The sequence below is a fragment of the Pseudomonas putida genome (genome assembly GCA_029953615.1).
Taxonomy (GTDB): Bacteria; Pseudomonadota; Gammaproteobacteria; order Pseudomonadales; family Pseudomonadaceae; genus Aquipseudomonas.
The window spans coordinates 5,313,715-5,332,818 of the sequence record CP124529.1 but is presented as its reverse complement, the minus strand read 5'-3'; the positions used below and the strand labels follow the sequence as shown (position 1 = coordinate 5,332,818).

The following is a 19,104-nucleotide window of genomic DNA, read 5'->3' as shown; positions in this document are numbered from 1 at the left end:
TCACTGTGTAAGGAAACAGATATGGCAAAGCAACGGTGGGCAGTTGTCGCTATTTCGATCGCACTGTCAGTGGGCCCTGCGCTCACTTATGGCGACCCGGGTAACGGTAAAGGGCAGGGCCATGGCAAGGGGCAGGGGCAGCATGGCCAAGGGCACGGTAGCGCATATGGTGGGCCGTCGATTAACCGTGGCGATGTGCTTGGCATTCTGGATGGGCACCGCAATTACTGGAGCGCGGGGGCGGCCTTGCCCCCCGGCATTCAGAAGAACCTGGCCCGTGGCAAACCTTTGCCGCCGGGTATCGCCAAGAAGCTGGATGGCAGGCTGCTGGGGCAGCTCCCTCATTAATGATGGCTATGAATGGATGCAGGCGGGTGCCGATCTGATCCTGGTAGCAGTTGCTACGGGGATCATCTACGAGGTGTTGAACGGCGCGCTGGATTGACCTCAGGAGCGGTTGTCAGCAAGCGCCTCAGCTGGCTTGCTGGCAATTGCTCCACAAGGCGCTCCTCCGGGCTAGCGCTGACTACCGTCAGCTGCGCCACCCCCTTGCCGCCCGGTGCCTTCCGAGCCACTGCCATCCACGCCCGGCAAATCCCGGTTGTCATTCTGTTCCGCCGGGGGGCTGTCGGGGTCGTTGCCCTGTATGCGCGGGTCGGTGTTCCGGGGCACGGGTTTTTCGATCGGGTTGAGAGTGCTGTCTACGCCAGGCTTGGGCGCCGGGCTGTGCGGGTCGTCAGGGTAGGTGGGGCCGGTGCCGGCGGCCAGGGCCAATGGCGCGGCGAGCAGGGTAACCAGCAGGATGCTTGAGCGGGGCATGGCAGGCTCCTTCGCTTCGGGTAGGGCTGATACTTCCTTTCGGCCCTACCCGAAACTTCAAGGTGCCATTGCCCCGATCAACGGTTACACCACCAGTGAAAGCAACATGATGAAGATGATGCCGACGATCGACAGGATGGTTTCCATCATGCTCCAGGTCTTGAAGGTTTCGGCCACGGTCATGTTGAAGTATTGCTTCACCAGCCAGAAGCCGGCGTCGTTCACATGGGAAAGGATCAACGAGCCGGCGCCGGTGGCCAGCACCAGCAACTCGCGGTTAACCCCCGGTACCAGATCGATGACCGGTGCGACGATGCCCGCGCCGGTAATGGTGGCGACCGTGGCGGAACCGGTGGCGATGCGGATAACCGCCGCTACCAGCCAGGCCAGCATGATCGGCGAAATTTCCGCCTGCACCGCCATTTGCCCGATCACGTTGCCCACGCCGGTGTCTACCAGCATCTGCTTGAAGCCGCCGCCGGCACCTACGATCAGCACGATCGCGGCGGTCGGCGCCAGGCTTTGGTCGAGCATCTTCATGATCTGCTGGCGGTTGAAGCCACGGGCCGCGCCGAAGGTGTAGAAAGCCAGCAGCAGGGCGGCGAGCAGGGCGGTGATGGGGTGGCCGATCAGGTCCATCCACTGGCGCACGATGTGCTCGGCAGGCAGCACCACGTCGGCGAAGGTCTTCAGCAGCATCAACACCACCGGCAGCAGCACGGTGACCAGGGTGATGGTAAAGCTCGGCAGGTTGCCCTGGTCGGACTCCTTGGCAATCTGGTCCATCAGTTCCTGGGACGGGCTGCCCGGGATGTAGCGGGAAATGAAGTTACCGAACAGCGGGCCGGCGATAATGGCAGTAGGCAGCGCCACGATCAGGCCATAGAAGATGGTCTTGCCGATGTCGGCATGGAAGATGCCGATCGCCAGCAGCGGGCCCGGGTGCGGGGGGACCAGGCCGTGCACCACCGACAGGCCGGCCAGCAGGGGGATGCCGATCTTGATCAGCGACACGCCCGAGCGCCGGGCAACGATGAACACCAGCGGAATCAGCAGCACGAAGCCGATCTCGAAGAACAGCGGGATGCCCACCAGGAAGGCGGCGAACATCATCGCCCAGTGCACGTTCTTCTTGCCGAACGCGCGGATGAGGGTTTGCGCGATCTGGTCAGCCCCCCCGGAGTCGGCCATCAGCTTGCCGAGCATGGTGCCCAGGGCGAGCACGATGCCGACGAAGCCGAGAACACCGCCAAAACCGTCCTGGAACGATTTCATGACCTTGGCCACCGGCATGCCGGAGGTCAGGCCGAGGAAGCCGGCCGCGATGGTCAGGGCGACGAAGGGGTGGACCTTGAAGTGGGTGATCAGCAGGATCAGCCCGACGATGGTAACCAGCGCGTCGAGCAGCAGGAAGGTATCAGTAGCCAGTCCGAACATGGTTTGAAGGCCTCGGTCTTATCGTTGTTTTGGCGTAACTTTTTTTTGCAACTTTGCGCACGTTTATGGGGCAGGGTAGCGCTGTCTTTGGTGAGCCAAGGAAAGCCGCCGGGGTCAGGCGGTTCGTGCCAGGCCTCGCTCACCGCGGCCCTTTAGCCAGCTGTCCACCGCTTCGGCAAGTGCTTCGATGGGCTGTGTGGCATCAAGCGCCAGGGTCAGGGGCTCGCCGTGTGGCGGTTCCAGGGCAGCGAACTGGCTGTCGATCAGGCTCGCCGGCATGAAATGCCCGGGGCGGGCCAGCACGCGTTTTTCGGCTTCGGCGGGCGACAGTTCGAGGAATACGAACACCAGCCCCGGCACGGCATCACGCAGGGTGTCGCGGTAGCGGCGCTTGAGGGCCGAACAGGTCAGGATCGGACGTTCCCCGGCCGCGGTGGTGGCTTGCAGTTCCTGGCCAAGACGCACCAGCCAGCCGGCACGGTCGCTGTCGTCCAAAGGGATGCCAGCGCTCATCTTGCGGATGTTTTCGGCAGGGTGGAAAGCGTCGCCTTCGATCAGGCGGCCGCCGCTTCGGGCGGCGATGGCAGCACCGATGCAGCTTTTGCCGCAACCGGCCACGCCCATCACCACGATGGCGGACAGGGGAGAATTCATCAGTACCTCCTGCGGGTGAGATAGCGCTGTCTCGTCATGGACGAGCAGTCACTTCCCCCGGTGTTATTGGTCTTGTCCTTACGCAGTATGGACGCTTGGCGGCGAGCGCGTGGCGGCTGCTACCAAAGATTACATTGCCTGCGTCCTGAGACAGCGCTACCTTAGTGGCCGTTCCCTTTCCTTGCAAGTAGTAAAATTACAACACCCATGTCCCGCACCGGCTCCCGCACCACAGGTCGTCCCACCCTGGCAGAAGTTGCCAGGCTTTCCGGGGTTTCCCCGATTACCGCCTCGCGCGCCCTGCGTGGGGTCAGTACGGTTGCACCGGAACTGGTGGAAAAGGTCGTTGCGGCTGCAGCGAGCCTGGGGTATGTGGCCAACCCGGCGGCCCGTGCGCTGGCTTCGGCACGTAGCCAGTCGGTAGTGGTTCTGATCCCGTCGCTGTCCAACCAGCTGTTCATCGACACGCTGGAGGCCATTCACGAGGTCATGCGCCCACGGGGGCTCGAGGTGCTGATCGGCAACTATCATTACGACCTTGCTGAAGAAGAGAACCTGATCCGCAACTACCTGGCCTACCAGCCTTGCGGCATGCTGCTGACCGGTTTCGAGCGCAGTGAGGCATCGCGGCAGATGCTGGCGGCTAGCGGCGTGCCCTGCGTGCACATGATGGAACTCAATGGCGAGGCCGGGGCGCTTTCGGTCGGTTTCTCGCAACAGCAGGCCGGCCGCGCTGCGGCTCGCCACCTGATCGAGCGCGGGCGCAAACGCCTGGCGTTCATTGCCGCCCAGCTCGACCCGCGAGTGATGCAGCGTGCCGAAGGGTTCCGCCAGGCGTTGGCCGAGGCCGGCTTGCAGGCGGCCGAGCTGGAGGTGCTGGCACCGGAGCCTTCTTCCATCGCCTTGGGTAGCGCACTGTTCAGTCAGCTGCTGCAGCAGGCACCGGATGTCGACGGCATTTTCTTCTGCAACGACGACCTGGCCCAGGGCGCAGTGCTGCAGGCATTGCGCCAAGGGGTGGAGGTGCCGCGGCAGGTGGCGATGGTCGGTTTCAACGACCTGCCGGCTTCGGCGCACATGGTGCCGCGTTTGACCTCGATTCGCACGCCTCGGGCTGCCGTTGGGCGCGGCGCGGCGCAGGCGCTGCTGGCGTTGCTCGATGGCAAGCGGGTGCCGAATGCGCAGCAGGATTTGGGTTTCGAGTTGATGGTGCGGGAGAGCTCCTGAGTACGCCTTGAGTGATAGGGTGAATTTGAAATCGAGCGACGCGCAGGAGGCGCCACAAAGACCACGCCGCACGCCAGGCGATCTATGCTCATGACACCGCGCATAACAGGAGCCCGGCGTCATGTTCGATTTCCACCGCAAGTCCGATCTGGTCGAGATCCAGCGCAGTCATGAGGCCTTGGCCAGCTTGCAGGCGAAGCTGGCGGCAATCAGCCGCTCCATGGCCATGATCGAATTCGCTCCCGACGGCACGATCCTCGATGCCAACGAGCGCTTCTGCCAAGCGATGGGCTACAGCGCCGACGAATTGCGTGGCAAGCACCACCGGCTGTTCTGCGACCCCGCCTACGCCAAAAGCGCCGAATACCAGCAACTTTGGCATGAGCTGGGGCAGGGCAAGGCCATCAGCGGTACTTTCGAGCGCGTCGACAAGGCCGGCCGTGAAGTCTGGCTGGAAGCCAGCTACATGCCGGTACTGAATGAACAGCATCGGGTCAGCAGCGTGATCAAGGTAGCTTCCGACATCAGTCAGCGGGTGATGCAGGAGCACGAGAGCGAAAGCCTGCTCAAAGCCATCAGCCGTTCCATGGCGGTGATCGAATTCACCCCGCAGGGCCGGGTGATCAAGGCCAACCAGAACTTCCTCGATACCATGGGCTATCGCCTGGACGAGGTGGTTGGCCGCCATCACGGGCTGTTCTGCCTGGCGCACGAGCGCGAATCGGCCGAGTACCGCGAGTTCTGGGCTTCGCTCAATCGTGGCGAATACCATTCGCACCGTTTCGAGCGCATCGACAAACATGGCCGGATGGTCTACCTGGAGGCTTCCTACAACCCGATCTTCGACAGCAAGGGCCGATTGTACAAAGTGGTGAAGTTCGCCAGCGACATCACCCGCCAGGTCAGCACCCAGCAAAGCGCCGCCGATGCTGCCCATGCCAGTTCGGTACAGACCGATGCCTGCGCACGCAAGGGTACCGAGGTCGTGCAGCAGGCGGTTCAGGTGATCGAGCAGATTTCCCATGAGCTCAACGACGCTGCACGCAGCATCGATGCGGTGAACAGGCAGTCGGATGTGATCGGGCAGATCGTGCTGACCATCCGTGGCATTGCCGACCAGACCAACCTGCTGGCTTTGAACGCGGCCATCGAGGCGGCCCGCGCCGGCGAACACGGGCGTGGTTTTGCCGTGGTGGCTGACGAGGTGCGCAGCTTGGCAGCTCGAACCAGCAAGGCCACCCTGGAAATCGTCGACGTGGTACGGCAGAACCACGATCTGTCGCTATTGGCCGTAGCCAGCATGCAGTCGAGCCTGAAGCGCACCGGCCATGGCGTGGCGCTGGCCAACGAGGCTGGGACGGTGATCATGGAGATCCAGCAGGGTTCACGGCACGTGGTGGATGCCATCAGCCAGATCAGTTCGACGCTGCAATTGCATTGAGTGTATCGCCCAGCTCCTCCAGCAAGGCCTCCAGACTGGCTTGTAATTGCAGGCGCAAGTCAGCTGTCGGCAGGCCTTGGCCATGAGCCTGCTCGATGGCTTCGCAATCCGTGACCAGTGCACGCATCTTGAGCATTTTCGCCCCTCCCTTGATCCGGTGAGCCAGTGCGCGCACGGTCTCGCCGGGGGCGTCTGCTGCAAGTGCGCGCAAGCTGGCGAGGTCTTCGCTGACACTCTGTGTCAGCTGTTCCAGCAAATGCCGAATCAGTTGTTCGTCGTCCTGGGTCAGGTGGCGCAGTTCGCCCAGGTCGAAGCCGCTGCCGGTACGCACCGGTGGCTGTTGCCGGGCACGGGCCTGCGGTAGCCGGGCCTTGAGCGTGTGCAGGCCAATCGGTTTGAACAGGCATTCGTCCATGCCGCTGGCCAGGCAGCGGGCACGTTCCTCGGCCTGGGCATTGGCGGTCACGCCAAGAATCCGGCATGCCGCCAGGCCACGTTCGGCTTCGAGGTTGCGGATGCGACGGGTCAGTTCGTGGCCATCCATGACCGGCATGCTGCAATCGGTTATTACCAGGTCGAAGCGCGCTGCCTGCCAGTGCGCCAATGCGATTTCGCCGTTTTCCGCCAATGTCACGCGGTGCCCCAAGGTTTGCAGTTGCCGCTCCAGCAGCAGCAGGTTGGCCGGGTAGTCGTCGACCACCAGTATGTTCATCGGGCCGCTGCTGGTTTCCAGCGTCGGGGCGTGCTGCTGGACCTGCAGCGGTGCTGCGCAGGCGGGCAGTTGCAGGCTGACCTGCACTTTGGTGCCAACACCTTCGACGCTCTGCAAGCTCAAGTTGCCGCCCATCAACTCGGCCAGGGTTCGGCTGATGACCAGGCCCAGGCCTGCGCCTTGGCGTGCCCGGGGGCCGTCGGCCTGGACGAAGGCATTGAACAGCCGGGCCTGGTCGGCCGGGCTGATGCCGATGCCGGTGTCTCGCACAGTCAGTTCCACGGCCAGCTGGTCGCTGTCGGCGGCCGTGGGCAGCAGCAGGCTGGCTTGGACTTCGCCGCGATCGGTGAACTTGATGGCGTTGCTGATCAGGTTGGACAAGACCTGCTTGAGCCGCAGCGGATCAGCCAGCACCCAGACCGGCGCAGCGGGCAGTTCGCTATGCAAATGCAGGCCTTTGGCCCTTGCGTTGCCTTCGAACACCCGCACGCTGGCACGTACCAGTTCGACCAGGTTGGTGGGTACCGGCTGCAGGGTAATGTGCCCTGATTCGATGCGGGAAATGTCGAGAATATCGCCAATCAGTTCGAGCAGGCCCATGGCCGAATCATGAGCGGTCTGCAGGGTCTGGGTGTCACAACGGCCGCCGCGGCTGTCTTCCAGGGCCAGCTCCAGCAGGCCGATCACGGCATTCATCGGGGTACGGATTTCATGGCTCATGGTGGCCAGGAAGGTGCTTTTGGTCTGGCTGGCCTGTTCGGCATCTTCCTTGGCCTGGCGCAGTTGTTCGAGCAGGCCGCGGCTTAGCGCCAGCTGCGCTTGCAGCGCATGCTGGGCCTCGGTGCGCTGGTTGATCAGCTTGCGCAGGTAACTGTTCCAGAACACCACCCCGGCCAGCAGCAAGGCTGACAATACCAGCACTTGCAGGGCCAGGGTGCGGTAGTCGCGCCAGGGGCTGTCGCTGACCAGGGTGCTGGTGCGCCAGCGGTTGATCAGCTGGTCCAGCTCTTCGGGTGGAATGCTCAGTAGCGCCTTGTCGAGGATGGCCTGCAACTGGGGGCTGGTCCGCGGCCACGGCGAAGGCGGCGATGGCCGGGTCGTCGTCGAGCACACTGGCGATGCGCAGGCGGTCCTTGAACACATGGCTTATGTAGTAGGCAGCATTGATATGACTGCTCAGAGCGACGTCGGCGGTACCGTTGGCCACGGCTTCCATAAGGTCGAGCGGGTTGTCCACCTCGACCACCCTGGCCTGCGGGTAGCGCTGTTGCAGCAGGGCCCGTTGCGGCGAGCCGCGCACCAGGGCGATGCGCTGGCCATCCAGCGCCTTGGCCTGCGCCGGTGATGCGTTGTCGCCGCGGGTTACCAGCACCCGCGGGCTGACCAGGTAAGGGCGGGTATAGCGCAGTTGTTTCGAACGGTCCGTGCCGTAGCCCAATGCGCCGATCATCTGCGCATCGCCGTGTGCCACGCGCTCGACCATTGCCTGTGCCGACGGGCTTTCGACCGGCTTGAAATGCAGCCCTGTGCGCAGCGAGATCTGCTTGAGCAGGTCGAGGGTAATGCCGCTGGGGCGGTGCTGGGCATCGTTGAAGGTCAGCGGCGCCAGTGAGGTGTTGACCAGTACGTTGATGGTGGGGTTGGCAGCGATCCAGGCTTCTTCTTCTGCGGTCAGGGCGGCGAGATGGCGCTGCAGCAGCAGGCTGGTGTTGCCACTGCTCCAGCGGCGCAGAATGTTCAGGCGCTCGCTTTCGCTGATGCGTGCCAGCGCCTTGTCGATCAATTGGTGCAGGCGCGGGTTGTCACTGGCCATGGCAAAGGCAAATGCCCCCGGGGCGACCTGGCAGAAATGGTCGATCTTCAGTGTCCCCTGGTAACTCTTGCCAATCGCGAAGTCGGTACTGATGGCATCGCCCAGGTAGGCGTCGGCTTCGCCCAGTTCGACGGCGGCCAAGCCGGCCAGGGTCGAGCGATACAGGCTTAATTGCGCCTTGGGGTACAGGGTGCGGACGTTACTGGCTGGCAGGTAATGATCGACCATGGCCAACCGCAGGCCGGCGAGGTCGGGCGTGTTCTTCAGGCTGCGCCCCTCACGGGTGACTATCACCGGCAGGTCGTCGGCATAGGCAGCACTGAGGCTCAGCTGGGCATCCGCGGCCTCGAAGGCGTTGGAACTACCCAGCAGGTCGATACGGCCCTCGCGCAGGGCGGCGATGGCTTCGTGGCGGCTGTCGTAGCGTCGTACCTCGATGGGGATGCCCAGCTGTTCGGCGATAATACCTGCGTAATCGGCGCTCAGACCTTCGTAGTCGCGCGGGCTGACATTGATTTCGAGCGGTGGGTAGTCGGGCCGCGAACTGCCCAGCACCAGGTGCTGGCGTTGCTGTAGCCATTGCCGCTCTTGTTGGGTCAGCGCAAGGGGGGCGGCGGCGCTGACCGATCGGGCCAGCAACTGGCGGGGTTCGCTGTTGGCCAGCAGCGCGCCGGAACCGGCCAGGCCGATGGCCAGGAGGGCGCTTGCCAGCAGGCGCTTCATCGCGGCCAAGTGCTCAGTAGACGCTGTTGCGCTTGGCCAGGTCGACCATTTCAACCAGCGATTCGGTCTTGAGCTTTTCCATGATGCGGCCCCGGTAGGTGCTGATGGTCTTGGCACTGAGGTTCATGCAGGTGCCGATATTCTTGTTGTTCTCGCCCCGCGCCAGCCGCCGCAGCACCTCCATTTCCCGGTTGGACAGGCTGGCCAGGCGCACCGGTTCGCTTTCCAGCGAGTTGCTGTTGACCGACATTTGCGGGAAGGTCGAGTAGCCCTTGACCAGGGCCTTGAGGGCAAACAGCAACGCCTCGTGGTCTTCTTCCTTGGTGACGAAAGCGCCGATGCCGGCATCCAGGCAGCGCCGCACATACAGGTCGGTGGCCTGGCCGGTCAGTACCATGATCTTGGGGACCGGCTCCAGGCATTGCAGGCGCTTGATCACTTCCATGCCATCCAGGCCGGGCAGGCCGATGTCGAGAATGACCACGTCCGGGCGCAGTTCGCGGGCCACCTGCGCCACCTCGCTGCCATTGCCGACCTCGCCGATGACATGAAAGCGCTCGCGCTCGAGCAGTAGGCGCAGGGACAGCCGGACGATGGGGTGGTCGTCGACGATCAGCACGGTTGTCATGAGGAAAACTCCTGTCGGGGTGTGGTCCGCTTCCTTGATCACTCAGGAATACGTCTGCAAGTGGGTTATCGGAAGCGCTGCACGATACGACCATTCCCTAAATTTGGTAATGCCGAGTATAGAAGTGTTGAAAGTCCACGCGGTATTTGTTGAAAAATCCTACAAGTAGCGGGAAAGACATCACCCTGTCAAAGCGGCAATGTCTTTTTTGAGGTCGCTCAAGCGCAGGCAGAGTGCGATTTGGTCACGCGCTGGGTCGAGGCGGGGTTGTTGGCCAGTGCCCGGCCGACCCGTGTCGGGCGTGCTACCAACTGGCCGGTGCAGTTCGGGCAGCGGCCCTGGAAACGGGTTTCGGCGCAGGTGCGGCAGAAGGTGCATTCGAAGGAGCAGATCAGCGCGTCGGGGCTGTCACCCGGCAGGTCGGTATCGCAGCACTCGCAGTTGGGGCGTAGGTCCAGCATGGGCATGACTCCTGTTTGCAGGTGGGAACCTGGAGTCTGCTACGCCTGCGGCGAACCTGGCAATGCTCAGTCGCCAGGGCGATACAGGTGGGCGTGCCCTGCGCGGTACAAGGCCGATTCGGCAAACGGTGTGTCGCCCAGTACATGGCCCACGAGGATCAGCGCGGTGCGCCGGAAGTCCTTGGCCGTGACGCGTTCGACGATATCGCCGAGGGTGCCGCGCACCCAGTCCTGATCCGGCCAGGTGGCGCGATGTACCACCGCCACCGGGCAGTGTGCGCCGTAGTGTGGCAACAGTTCATCGACGATACGCGACAGGTGCTTGACCCCCAGGTGAATCGCCAGGGTGCTGCCGTGGCGCGCCAGGTCGCCCAGTTGTTCGCCGGGCGGCATTGGCGAACTGTCGCCATAGCGGGTGAGGATGACGGTCTGCGCGACCTGCGGCAGGGTCAGTTCGCAGCCGAGCAGGGCGGCGCTGGCCGCCGTGGCGGTGACCCCGGGGATGATCTGGTAAGCGATGCCCAGCGCCTGCAGGTGACGGATCTGCTCACCGATGGCGCCGTACAGGCTGGGGTCGCCACTGTGTACCCGCGCCACATCCTGGCCTCGCTCATGCGCGCTGCGCATGGCGGCAATGATCTGTTCCAGGTGCAGTTCGGCACTGTTGATCACGGTCTCGGCCTGATGGCCCTCGAGCACGGCGGCCGGCACCAGCGAACCGGCATAGATGATCACCGGGCACTGGCGAATCAGCCGTTGGCCCTTGACCGTGATCAGTTCCGGGTCGCCTGGGCCGGCGCCGATGAAGTAGACCGTCATGGAATGTCCTTGCAGGAAAGAGGAGGGTGAAACGTTCAACAGGCCAGGGCGAGGGTAGCCGGGCCCAGTACCTGGCGCGTCAGCAGCAACCTGGCCGTGCCCAGCCGCTGGCTGGCGAGTGCCAGTGCCGCACTCTCGGCCACGCCCCAGCAGCCGCTATGGGCATAGGCTGTGGCGGAACAGTGGCTGAGTTGGTGTGCGTAGGGTTGCAACTGCGCGCAATCGTACAACACCAAGGGCACGTCGAGGCGCTTGGCCAGCTGCTGCAAACCGGGTTCGTCGGCCTTCAGGCTGATGCTGGCGATACCGTTGAGGTCGGCCAACGCCAGGCCCTGATCGTCCAGGGCCTGGCGTAGCAAGGTTTCCAGCGTATCCACCGGGCAACCCCGACGGCAGCCGAAACCGGCGTAGAAGGCTGGCATCAGGCCTGGCTGGAGCGTCGGAACAGCCAGGCGCTGAGCAGGCCCAGGGCCAGCCAGAAGGCGGCGTTGGTCAGCCAGGAGGCGACTTTGAACTGGGCTTCCAGTGCTGCGGGGGCCAGGCTCTCGTGCACCTCGGGTTGCGGTGCACCGATCACATGGGGCATGACCAGCAGTACGGCGCCCAGTGCCTTCAGCAACCCGTGGCGAGCGAACACCAGCAGCGCCAGGCCCAGCGCAGTGGCACTGGCGGTGCCGATCCACCAGGCCTGGCGTTGTCCCAGGTCGGCGGCTGCAGTACCTGGCAGTTCCGGCGGCAGGCCCAGGGTCGGGGCCAGGCAGAACACGGCGAAACCTGCCAGGCCCCACAGTGCACCCGTGCCGGCACGCTTTGGTTCACGCAGGTTGTAGAGGGCGGTGAGGATCAGGGCGAAGCCGACCGCCACCACCAGGTTGCCGCCGGTGGTGGACAGTACCCGTTGCCAGCCGTCTTCCGGTGACCAGGCTTCGGCGCTGTGTTCATGGCCGGCCACTGCGCCAGCATGTTCGTGCTGGGCGGACGGCGCCGCAGACTCGTAGGTTTCAGCCTCGAGAATCAGCGGGGTGACCCAGAAGCTTTGCAGCAGGGTCAGCAGCAAGGCCGCCAGCAGCCCGCTGAAGCCCGCGGTACGGGCAATGCGTGTGATCATCGGGCGTACTCAGTGGCAAGGGAAGGCGGCGCTGTGGCGGGTGTCGTGGGCGGCGTTGTGCACGGCCTCGATGTGCGAGAAACCAGCGAAGTACACCAGGCACAGGCCCAGCAGGCTGGCGCCGACGGCGATGACGACACGCTGGCTGAGGGTGGTGGGGGTGGTAAGGCTGTGTTGCTTGGCGCTGGTGACGGGCATGACGCGTTCCTCTGCTTTTTGTGGGCAATGGGCAAGCGCGGCAGCCCCGAGCGTGGCGGCTCAGGGGAATGCAACAGCGCCCGCCCACCGCGGGGTGTTCATGAACGACAGGCCGGTCTCCGGGCTTGCGAGGAGGAGCCAGGCTCCTGGAAGGCGTCACCTTCCCATGCCCGATGCCCGGGCACAGTGGTACAGACGCTTCGCTCGCTTACCGTTGCGGGGGCAGCACCGGCCTTGTCCGGCCCTGCTGGAGGGCCTGCAACGCACCGGTTTCCCGTTTCACCCCCATCGGGGGCACCTGAACGCGAGGCATAAGGAGAGCATGGGGGCGGGCTTGGCGTCAATTGCCGTGATGGTAGGGTTTTGGCTTTGCAGTGCCGGGAGCATCCACCCACTCACCCGCGAGCAAACGCCGCCAGCTTGTCCCCATCCAGCCGGTAGCGCACCCACTCATCCTGCGCTTCGGCGCCCAACTTCTCATAGAAGCCAATCGCCGGCTCGTTCCAGTCCAGCACACTCCATTCCAGGCGCCCACATTTGTTTGCCACCGCCTCGCGGGCAATGTGTTGCAGCAACTGTCGCCCGGCGCCGTCGCCGCGTTGCTCAGGGGTGATGTACAGGTCTTCCAGGTAGATACCGTTGCGGCCTAGCCAGGTCGAGTAGCTATAGAAATACACGGCAAAACCGATTGCCCGGCCATCGCGCTCGCAAATCAGGCTGTGCACGGTGCTGCCCTCGCCGAACAGGCTGTGCTCGATATCGGCAACGCTCGCTATCACCTCGTGGCGGGCACGTTCGTACTCTGCCAGCTCGGTGATGAAGGCCAGGATCTGCTCGGCATCGGCGCGTACGGCAGGGCGAATGGTGAGGCTCATGGTGACGGCTTCCTTGGTCGGGTTGTAGCGGTACAGCAATGTGTATCTATGCAATATAGTGGAACTGTACCGGTCGCACAGGAGGGCGACTCCGTTAGTGTGACAGGACCCGTCAAGAAAGTGGAATGCCTGCCATGCTTGCCTCTGCCGACCTGCTGACCGCCTTCGTGCTGTTTGCCTTCGTATCTTCCATCACACCTGGCCCCAACAACACCATGCTGCTGGCCTCGGGGGTGAACTTCGGTGTGCGTCGCTCGATCCCCCATGCCATGGGTATCAGCGTCGGTTTCATGGTAATGGTGCTGGCCGTAGGCCTGGGCCTGGGCGAGGTGTTCAAGGCGTGGCCAGCGCTGTATACGGTACTGCGCTACACCGGCGCCATCTACCTGCTGTACCTGGCCTGGAAGATCGCCACCTCCGGGCCGGTCGGCACAGCCTCGTCCAGCGCCCGCAAACCGCTGGGCTTCTGGGGGGCGGCGGCATTCCAGTGGGTCAACCCGAAGGCTTGGGTGATGGCGGTAGGGGCGATAACCACCTACACACCGGCGCAAGGCTATGTGACCAACGTGATTGTCATTGCCGCCTTGTTCGCCTTGGTCAACCTGCCCAGCGTGGGGGTTTGGGTAATGTTTGGCAGCGCCCTGCGCAACCTGTTGCAGAATCCGCGCTGGCTGATGCTGTTCAATGTCCTGATGGCCTTGCTGCTGGTGATTTCACTGTACCCGCTGCTATTTGTAGAATCGGCGTTTTCCTGACCTCGCGAGTACAGTAGCCGATGCAGTTGATCCCCTGGTCTCACGAATGCGCCGAAGGCTTCACGCTGCGTGGCTGGCGAACCCCGGCCAGTGGCAAGCCGCTGCTGCACTTTCTGCACGGCAACGGCTTCTGCTGCCTGGCCTACCAGCCGTTGCTGATGCGCCTGGGTGAGCACTTCGACCTGTGGCTCAGCGATGTCCAGGGGCATGGTGACAGTGACCACGGCGGGGTGTTTCGTGGCTGGAACCGCACCGCTGCGCTGGCAGTGGACGCTTTCGCAGCCGGGCGAGGCGAGTATGGCGACGTGCCGCGCTTTGCCGTGGGGCACAGCTTCGGTGGCGTACTGACCGGCCTGATCCTGGCCAGTGAACCGCAACTGTTCACGCGTGCCGTGCTGCTTGACCCGGTACTGTTCAGCCGACGCATGCTGGGAGTGATGGGGGTTGCAGCGCTGGTCGGCTTGCATCGGCGCCATGCGTTGGCGCGCAAGGCCGCCAGCCGTCGCAGCCACTGGCCTGACCGTGAGGCGGCCCTGGCTTCGCTGCAGGGGCGGGGGATCTTCAAGGGGTGGACCGATGCGGCGCTGCACGCCTACATCGAGCACGCTATCGGTGACTGTGGCGAAGCGGTGGTGCTCAAGTGCCGACCAAGCCGTGAAGTGGAAATCTTCAGTTCGTTCCCCAAGCGCATGTGGGCGAGCCTGACGGCGATCCGCACGCCTACACGGGTGCTGTATGGCGAACATACCTATCCCTTCGTGCCCCATTCGGTGAACCGCCTGGCGGCGCTCAACCCTGACGTGACCGCGCAGCAGGTCCCCGGAGGACACTGCTTCATGCAGGAAGACCCGGCCATGGCTGCGGAGTGGGTGCTTGGTTTCTTGTTGAGATAATTGTTCCATTGATGGGACGATGAATGCCAAGCCAGCCAGCTACCGCGTGATTGGCATCATTGATAAGGTTATCCCAACCAAGAGAGGAGCCTTCTCATGAAAACGATTCTGGGTATTCATCGCAGCCCTCACGCCCACTGGGTAGGTGATGGTTTCCCGGTGCGCAGCCTGTTCACCTACGACAACCTGGCCAGCAAGATCAGCCCGTTCCTGCTGTTGGACTATGCCGGTCCTTATGACTTCACACCAACCAGCGCGCGGCGTGGGGTTGGCCAGCACCCGCACCGCGGCTTCGAAACCGTGACCATCGTTTACCAGGGCGAGCTGGAGCACCGGGACTCCACTGGCGCGGGTGGCTTGATCGGCCCCGGTGACGTGCAATGGATGACAGCCGCCAATGGCATCATCCATGAAGAGTTCCATTCCCCAGGCTTCGCCCGCACTGGCGGTACGCTGGAGATGGTACAGCTGTGGGTCAACCTGCCGGCGCGGGACAAGCGCGCCGCGGCTGGCTACCAGACGCTGCTGGCCGAGGAGATCCCGGTGGTGGCGCTGGACCGTGAGGGCGGTAGCCTGCGGGTGATTGCCGGTGACTATCGTGGCCACGCTGGCCCGGCACGGACCTTTACCGCCATGGATGTCTGGGACCTGCGCCTGAATGCCGGTGCAGCCTTGCAACTGCCGGTGGCCGCCGGGCGCAATGCGGCGCTTGTGGTGTTGCGTGGCAATGTGCGAATCAACGGCGAGCGCGAAGCCGGCCCATCCAGCCTGGTGCTGCTTGACCGGGGCGGCGTGGATGTTGCTGTCGAAGCGCTGGAAGGTGCCAGCCTGCTGTTGCTCAGCGGCGAACCGATCGACGAGCCGATAGTGGGTTATGGCCCGTTCGTGATGAACAGCCAGGCAGAAATTGCCGAGTCGTTCGACGACTTCCATGCCGGGCGGTTCGGGCAGATGCACGATGCACGGGACGGCGCTGCGCATTGATCCTGATTGATTGAATGGCTTGTCCGGCCCTATCGCCGGCAAGCCAGCTCCCACAGGTATTGCACATGGCTTGGGATCAATGCGGTCGAGGTGGGGGGCTTGCCGGCGATAGGGCCGGTATAGGCATTACATTTGCTGGCATGATGCACCCATGCCAAAGCTCACCCCCATGCACGCCGTGCGCCGATCATTGCCCACCCCCGGGCGCCACATCCTGTGGCTGCGTTACCGTGCCCCTTACCATTGGCCCTCGACCCTGGCCTTCCTCGCTGCCCGTTGCATCCCCGGTATCGAGACCTGCCTCGACGGCACCTACCGCCGTACCCTGGTGACTGCCGGCCGCCATGCCGTCTTGCACGCTACCCCTTCGCGCAGCCAGTACCTGCGGGTCTGCCTTGAAGGCGTCCCGGCTCACGCGCTACCCGGCCTGACGGCCAGGCTGAGGCGGGTCTTCGACCTTGATGCCGACCCCGCGCGCATCACTGCCGATCTGTCCCGCGACCCGCTGATGGCTCGCCTGCTGCAGGAGCGCCCAGGCCTGCGCGTGCCACAAGGCTGGGACCCGTGCGAGCAGGCCGTGCGCACTGTGCTGGGTCAGCAGGTCAGTGTGGCCGGGGCCATGACCCTGGCCGGCCGTCTGGTGCAACGCCACGGCGTGGCCTTGCGCTGGCCCGCAACCGGCCTGAGCCATGTGTTTCCGGCTCTGCCGGTACTGGCGGCTGCGCAGTTCGATGGCCTGGGCATGCCGCAGGCGCGCGCAGCCACCCTGGGCAGGCTGGCCAGCGCACTGCTGGCCGAGCCCGGGCTGCTACGCAGCGGGCAAATGCTGGAGGAACTGCAGCGCAACCTGTGCCAAGTCAAGGGGATCGGCCCTTGGAGCGCGCAGTACCTCGCGCTGCGCCAGGCCGGTGCGGCCGATGCCTTGCCGCTGGGCGATGTGGCGCTGGTCAAGGCATTGCGTCTGCTCGAAGGCGATGGCGCCCAACTGGCGCAACGCGCCTTGGCCTGGCGACCCTGGCGGGCCTATGCGGCCCAGCACCTGTGGGCATCGCTGGGGCCTGCCGGGACCACTCGTCGTTAAAACTGCCATTGCGTTCGAACCCTGCACCCGGGCAAGCAATCTTCCACTAAGGTGCTAGAGGATTCCCTGCCCGATAATTGCCCCGGCGTATGAACGCCTGCCGCGGCATGCGCAATATCAATTGGCACCCCGCCTGACAAAGGCGTACTCACACAACAGACCATCGCACAGAGAGGGTCGTACCATGTCGTTGATAGGAGTTTCGATGCTAGAAATGCGGCAGATGATCGAGCAGGCCTGCCTGCCCGACCGTTGTGAAGTCAGCTGCCCGGACGGCGCCAACCTGACCATCCGCCTGGGGCAGGGCCAGAGTCTCGATGAGGGCGTGACCCTGAGCGGGGTCCCGCTGCAAAGCCTCAACAGTTGCCGCGACCTGGTCAACCTGGTGGGGCAGCTGCACGCGCTGCGTACCAGCCACCCGGCGCCACTCAAGGCGATTGCCTGAGCGCGCCCGCTGCGCCCCGGTCAGCCGAGGTTGGCCGGGCGCACATATTCCGGCATCAGGCCGTTGAACCAGAACAGGATCATCGCCACCAGGATGGTCACCAGCAGCAGTAACCCCACCCCCCACACACAGGTCGCGAACAGCATGGCCTGCTCCTTCTTCAGCCGCAGGAAAGTCTGCAACCCGCCATATAGCAACACGCTGGCATACGCCGAGGCTGCCAGCAGTGCCGCCAGTGCCAGCCAGCGGACCGGCAGCAGGCCGGCCACCCCGGCGAAGAACCATGGCGTGGCGCAGTAGGCGGCAAAGCCGATGCACTGGTTGAGGCTGGGCTGTGCATCGAAACCGCGCGACATCCAGCGGATCATCGTGCCCATCAGCATTACCCCGGCCACCGTGGTGACGTAGAGCAAGCCTGCCAGCTGCGCAGCGCTGCCCATACTCAGGCGTACCCGTTCTTCGGCCGCCAGGCTCCAGCCGAAGGTGGTGGTGCCGACGAACAGGCACACGGCGGGGATCAGTGCCAAGGCCAGCAAGCGCGGCAGATATTGCTGCGGGTGGTCTTCCTCGGCTCGGCGGATTTCCAGCCAGGCGTCGGCGGGGTGGGTGAAGAGTTTGAGCAACGGACTGTTCATTGACGTTCTCCGCGTTCTCCGGAGGGCGTGGGCCCTTTTGCTATGGAGACGTGCTGCGCCAGGTGGGTTCAGTCGGGTTTATCGCCGTTGATCGTGTTACAGCAGTTCCAGCAACAGGTTCAGGCCGCCATCACCGCATTTGCCTTGGTCGCGGACCACGCCGTGGTAGCTGCGCCCGTCCCAGACGAAAGCCACGCTGTGAGCCCGGTCGACCTTGTCGGGCAGCGGCGGGCAGATGTGCAGGCGCAGGCCCGGGCGGCCTTGCAGGTTGAGTGCGGCGAGCTGGCATTGGCACTCCACGCTTTGAGCCACCGGGCCGAACAGGGTATCGCGTACGTAATCGAGCTGTACGGAGGCATTGGGTGCGCGGCAGGGCATTTTCATGGGTGCACGCCTCCGCTGTGAGGGGACGGGGAACAGGGCTGGCAGGGCATGGCGGGCTCCAGGCTGAAGAGGGCGTGGGTTATCGTTTGAAGCTTGCCCGGCCAAGATGTTCAACGTGTTTCATGTGCGTTCATCCTGTTTGCGCAGGGGACCGGCCGCAGGCCATTCAGCCACCAGCCCTGCGCAAGGTCAGGTTGATCCGCCGTTCACCCAGGCGCGGATGCACGCCGGGCTTGATCGGCAACACGCCGTGAAAGCGCAAGCGGTCTTCGCCGCCCCAGACCAGCACATCGCCATGGCTCAGCGGGATGCGCCGGGTCTTGTCGGCGCGCTGCAGGCCACCGAACAGGAACACCGCCGGCAGGCCCAGCGACACCGACACGATGGGCTGGCCGAAGTCCTGCTCGTCGCGGTCCTGGTGCAGGCTCAGGCGGGTGCCCGGGAGGTAGTGGTTCACCAGGCAGGCATCCGGCACAAAACCGTCGAACCCGGCCATGGCCGCAGCGCGGGCTGCCAGGTCAAGCAACACCGGGGGCAGGGCGGGCCAGGGTTTGCCGCTGAGTGGGTCGCAGGGGCTGTAGCGGTAGCCGTGTTCATCACTGACCCAACCCAGCGTGCCACAGTTGGTCAGGCCGACTGCCATGCGCAGGCCACCCGGCGTGCGCATGTGCCGGAACGGCGCGGCGCGTAGTACCGGGCGCAGGGCGTCGAGCAATGCCTCGATTTCGACCAGGGCAAAGCCTGGCAGCAGCACGGTGTGGCTGGCCAGGCGTTGCGGCTGGGCGCCGAACAGGTCAAGGTCGGACTGGATCATGGGTCAGGCATCGGTTGGGGTGTAGACCATTGTAATGCGCTTGGCAGGCCAGGCCTATTCGCGGGCATGCCCGCTCCCACCTCGACCGCGCTGCCTTCAGGCCTGTGTAGTACCTGTGGGAGCGGGCGTGCCCGCGAACCGGTCGGCAAGAAAAAGGAGTTGTGACGGGAATAAAAAGGAACCGCGGCACCAGGGAGA

General features: G+C 64.2%; 20 protein-coding genes, 2 pseudogenes and 1 riboswitch. Of the genes and pseudogenes, 8 read left to right on the top strand and 14 right to left on the bottom strand.

The genetic code is table 11. The features are described 5' to 3' along the window. The first annotated feature begins 21 nt into the window (after positions 1-21). Positions 22-445, top strand: a pseudogene (locus tag QIY50_24420) (anti-virulence regulator CigR family protein). A gap of 71 nt (positions 446-516) precedes the next feature. Here QIY50_24420 and QIY50_24415 read toward each other — a convergent pair. The 3 genes from QIY50_24415 to QIY50_24405 form a co-directional block, all read right to left on the bottom strand. Further along, a complete protein-coding gene (locus QIY50_24415; GenBank protein ID WGV20380.1) occupies positions 517-819 on the bottom strand; it encodes a hypothetical protein in 303 nt (100 codons plus the stop codon). A gap of 84 nt (positions 820-903) precedes the next feature. Beyond that, positions 904-2,256 carry a GntP family permease gene (locus QIY50_24410; GenBank protein ID WGV20379.1) on the bottom strand — a complete coding sequence of 451 codons (1,353 nt, stop codon included), beginning with the start codon at positions 2,254-2,256 and terminating at the stop codon, positions 904-906. 114 nt (positions 2,257-2,370) lie between these two features. After that, entirely contained in the window at positions 2,371-2,910 is a 540-nt protein-coding gene (locus QIY50_24405) for a gluconokinase (protein WGV20378.1), read from the bottom strand. Positions 2,911-3,117: 207 nt separating this feature from the next. Here QIY50_24405 and QIY50_24400 point away from each other — a divergent pair, with 207 nt between their 5' ends. Continuing rightward, on the top strand, positions 3,118-4,137 hold the full coding sequence (locus tag QIY50_24400) for a LacI family DNA-binding transcriptional regulator (GenBank protein WGV20377.1): 1,020 nt from the start codon (positions 3,118-3,120) through the stop codon (positions 4,135-4,137). Between the two features lie 121 nt (positions 4,138-4,258). Next, positions 4,259-5,578 carry a PAS domain-containing methyl-accepting chemotaxis protein gene (locus QIY50_24395; GenBank protein WGV20376.1) on the top strand — a complete coding sequence of 440 codons (1,320 nt, stop codon included), beginning with the start codon at positions 4,259-4,261 and terminating at the stop codon, positions 5,576-5,578. On the opposite strand, the pseudogene QIY50_24390 reads toward QIY50_24395, so the two are convergent. The 8 genes and pseudogenes from QIY50_24390 to QIY50_24355 form a co-directional block, all read right to left on the bottom strand. Continuing rightward, a pseudogene (locus QIY50_24390) lies at positions 5,553-8,826 on the bottom strand (transporter substrate-binding domain-containing protein). The gene QIY50_24395 and the pseudogene QIY50_24390 overlap by 26 nt on opposite strands. 13 nt (positions 8,827-8,839) lie before the next feature. Next, positions 8,840-9,454, bottom strand: a complete 615-nt coding sequence (locus tag QIY50_24385) for a response regulator transcription factor (protein ID WGV20375.1) — start codon at positions 9,452-9,454, stop codon at positions 8,840-8,842. 218 nt (positions 9,455-9,672) lie between these two features. Then, a complete protein-coding gene (locus QIY50_24380) occupies positions 9,673-9,915 on the bottom strand; it encodes a DUF1272 domain-containing protein (protein WGV20374.1) in 243 nt (80 codons plus the stop codon). A gap of 66 nt (positions 9,916-9,981) precedes the next feature. Further along, complete coding sequence (cobM, locus tag QIY50_24375; protein ID WGV20373.1) at positions 9,982-10,734, bottom strand: precorrin-4 C(11)-methyltransferase; 753 nt, start codon at positions 10,732-10,734, stop codon at positions 9,982-9,984. A 35-nt stretch (positions 10,735-10,769) separates the two neighbouring features. Further along, complete coding sequence (locus QIY50_24370) at positions 10,770-11,156, bottom strand: cobalamin biosynthesis protein (GenBank protein ID WGV20372.1); 387 nt, start codon at positions 11,154-11,156, stop codon at positions 10,770-10,772. Continuing rightward, complete coding sequence (locus QIY50_24365) at positions 11,156-11,842, bottom strand: CbtA family protein (GenBank protein WGV20371.1); 687 nt, start codon at positions 11,840-11,842, stop codon at positions 11,156-11,158. The genes QIY50_24370 and QIY50_24365 overlap by 1 nt, the downstream gene beginning before the upstream one ends. A gap of 9 nt (positions 11,843-11,851) precedes the next feature. Then, complete coding sequence (locus QIY50_24360) at positions 11,852-12,040, bottom strand: CbtB domain-containing protein (protein WGV20370.1); 189 nt, start codon at positions 12,038-12,040, stop codon at positions 11,852-11,854. Between the two features lie 92 nt (positions 12,041-12,132). Further along, a riboswitch (cobalamin riboswitch) is annotated at positions 12,133-12,357 on the bottom strand. A gap of 78 nt (positions 12,358-12,435) precedes the next feature. Next, positions 12,436-12,915, bottom strand: coding sequence for a GNAT family N-acetyltransferase (locus tag QIY50_24355; protein ID WGV20369.1), 480 nt, complete (start codon positions 12,913-12,915; stop codon positions 12,436-12,438). Positions 12,916-13,040: 125 nt separating this feature from the next. On the opposite strand from QIY50_24355, the gene QIY50_24350 reads away from it, so the two are divergent. The 5 genes from QIY50_24350 (at position 13,041) to QIY50_24330 (ending at position 17,073) form a co-directional block, all read left to right on the top strand. Further along, positions 13,041-13,670: a LysE family translocator gene (locus QIY50_24350; GenBank protein WGV20368.1), complete on the top strand. Its 630-nt coding sequence runs from the start codon at positions 13,041-13,043 to the stop codon at positions 13,668-13,670. Positions 13,671-13,690: 20 nt separating this feature from the next. Further along, a complete protein-coding gene (locus QIY50_24345; GenBank protein WGV20367.1) occupies positions 13,691-14,563 on the top strand; it encodes an alpha/beta hydrolase in 873 nt (290 codons plus the stop codon). Positions 14,564-14,659: 96 nt separating this feature from the next. Further along, positions 14,660-15,547, top strand: coding sequence for a pirin family protein (locus QIY50_24340; protein ID WGV20366.1), 888 nt, complete (start codon positions 14,660-14,662; stop codon positions 15,545-15,547). 151 nt (positions 15,548-15,698) lie between these two features. After that, on the top strand, positions 15,699-16,628 hold the full coding sequence (locus QIY50_24335) for an AlkA N-terminal domain-containing protein (protein WGV20365.1): 930 nt from the start codon (positions 15,699-15,701) through the stop codon (positions 16,626-16,628). A gap of 184 nt (positions 16,629-16,812) precedes the next feature. Next, positions 16,813-17,073: a DUF1652 domain-containing protein gene (locus QIY50_24330; protein WGV20364.1), complete on the top strand. Its 261-nt coding sequence runs from the start codon at positions 16,813-16,815 to the stop codon at positions 17,071-17,073. 20 nt (positions 17,074-17,093) lie between these two features. Here QIY50_24330 and QIY50_24325 read toward each other — a convergent pair whose 3' ends face one another. From QIY50_24325 to alkB, 3 genes are all read right to left on the bottom strand, one after another. Then, positions 17,094-17,708 (bottom strand): Yip1 family protein, encoded by a 615-nt coding sequence (locus QIY50_24325; GenBank protein WGV20363.1) that lies wholly within the window; start codon positions 17,706-17,708, stop codon positions 17,094-17,096. 96 nt (positions 17,709-17,804) lie between these two features. Continuing rightward, positions 17,805-18,092: a hypothetical protein gene (locus QIY50_24320; GenBank protein ID WGV20362.1), complete on the bottom strand. Its 288-nt coding sequence runs from the start codon at positions 18,090-18,092 to the stop codon at positions 17,805-17,807. 166 nt (positions 18,093-18,258) lie between these two features. Next, positions 18,259-18,906 carry a DNA oxidative demethylase AlkB gene (gene alkB / locus QIY50_24315; protein ID WGV20361.1) on the bottom strand — a complete coding sequence of 216 codons (648 nt, stop codon included), beginning with the start codon at positions 18,904-18,906 and terminating at the stop codon, positions 18,259-18,261. Between the last annotated feature and the right edge of the window lie 198 nt (positions 18,907-19,104).

Bases quoted from the DNA above. Each gene is read 5' to 3' on its own strand.
- QIY50_24415 (WGV20380.1), bottom strand. From the start codon at position 819: ATGCCCCGCTCAAGCATCCTGCTGGTTACCCTGCTCGCCGCGCCATTG.
- QIY50_24410 (WGV20379.1), bottom strand. From the start codon at position 2,256: ATGTTCGGACTGGCTACTGATACCTTCCTGCTGCTCGACGCGCTGGTT.
- QIY50_24405 (WGV20378.1), bottom strand. From the start codon at position 2,910: ATGAATTCTCCCCTGTCCGCCATCGTGGTGATGGGCGTGGCCGGTTGC.
- QIY50_24400 (WGV20377.1), top strand. From the start codon at position 3,118: ATGTCCCGCACCGGCTCCCGCACCACAGGTCGTCCCACCCTGGCAGAA.
- QIY50_24395 (WGV20376.1), top strand. From the start codon at position 4,259: ATGTTCGATTTCCACCGCAAGTCCGATCTGGTCGAGATCCAGCGCAGT.
- QIY50_24385 (WGV20375.1), bottom strand. From the start codon at position 9,454: ATGACAACCGTGCTGATCGTCGACGACCACCCCATCGTCCGGCTGTCC.
- QIY50_24380 (WGV20374.1), bottom strand. From the start codon at position 9,915: ATGCTGGACCTACGCCCCAACTGCGAGTGCTGCGATACCGACCTGCCG.
- cobM (WGV20373.1), bottom strand. From the start codon at position 10,734: ATGACGGTCTACTTCATCGGCGCCGGCCCAGGCGACCCGGAACTGATC.
- QIY50_24370 (WGV20372.1), bottom strand. From the start codon at position 11,156: ATGCCAGCCTTCTACGCCGGTTTCGGCTGCCGTCGGGGTTGCCCGGTG.
- QIY50_24365 (WGV20371.1), bottom strand. From the start codon at position 11,842: ATGATCACACGCATTGCCCGTACCGCGGGCTTCAGCGGGCTGCTGGCG.
- QIY50_24360 (WGV20370.1), bottom strand. From the start codon at position 12,040: ATGCCCGTCACCAGCGCCAAGCAACACAGCCTTACCACCCCCACCACC.
- QIY50_24355 (WGV20369.1), bottom strand. From the start codon at position 12,915: ATGAGCCTCACCATTCGCCCTGCCGTACGCGCCGATGCCGAGCAGATC.
- QIY50_24350 (WGV20368.1), top strand. From the start codon at position 13,041: ATGCCTGCCATGCTTGCCTCTGCCGACCTGCTGACCGCCTTCGTGCTG.
- QIY50_24345 (WGV20367.1), top strand. From the start codon at position 13,691: ATGCAGTTGATCCCCTGGTCTCACGAATGCGCCGAAGGCTTCACGCTG.
- QIY50_24340 (WGV20366.1), top strand. From the start codon at position 14,660: ATGAAAACGATTCTGGGTATTCATCGCAGCCCTCACGCCCACTGGGTA.
- QIY50_24335 (WGV20365.1), top strand. From the start codon at position 15,699: ATGCCAAAGCTCACCCCCATGCACGCCGTGCGCCGATCATTGCCCACC.
- QIY50_24330 (WGV20364.1), top strand. From the start codon at position 16,813: ATGTCGTTGATAGGAGTTTCGATGCTAGAAATGCGGCAGATGATCGAG.
- QIY50_24325 (WGV20363.1), bottom strand. From the start codon at position 17,708: ATGAACAGTCCGTTGCTCAAACTCTTCACCCACCCCGCCGACGCCTGG.
- QIY50_24320 (WGV20362.1), bottom strand. From the start codon at position 18,092: ATGAAAATGCCCTGCCGCGCACCCAATGCCTCCGTACAGCTCGATTAC.
- alkB (WGV20361.1), bottom strand. From the start codon at position 18,906: ATGATCCAGTCCGACCTTGACCTGTTCGGCGCCCAGCCGCAACGCCTG.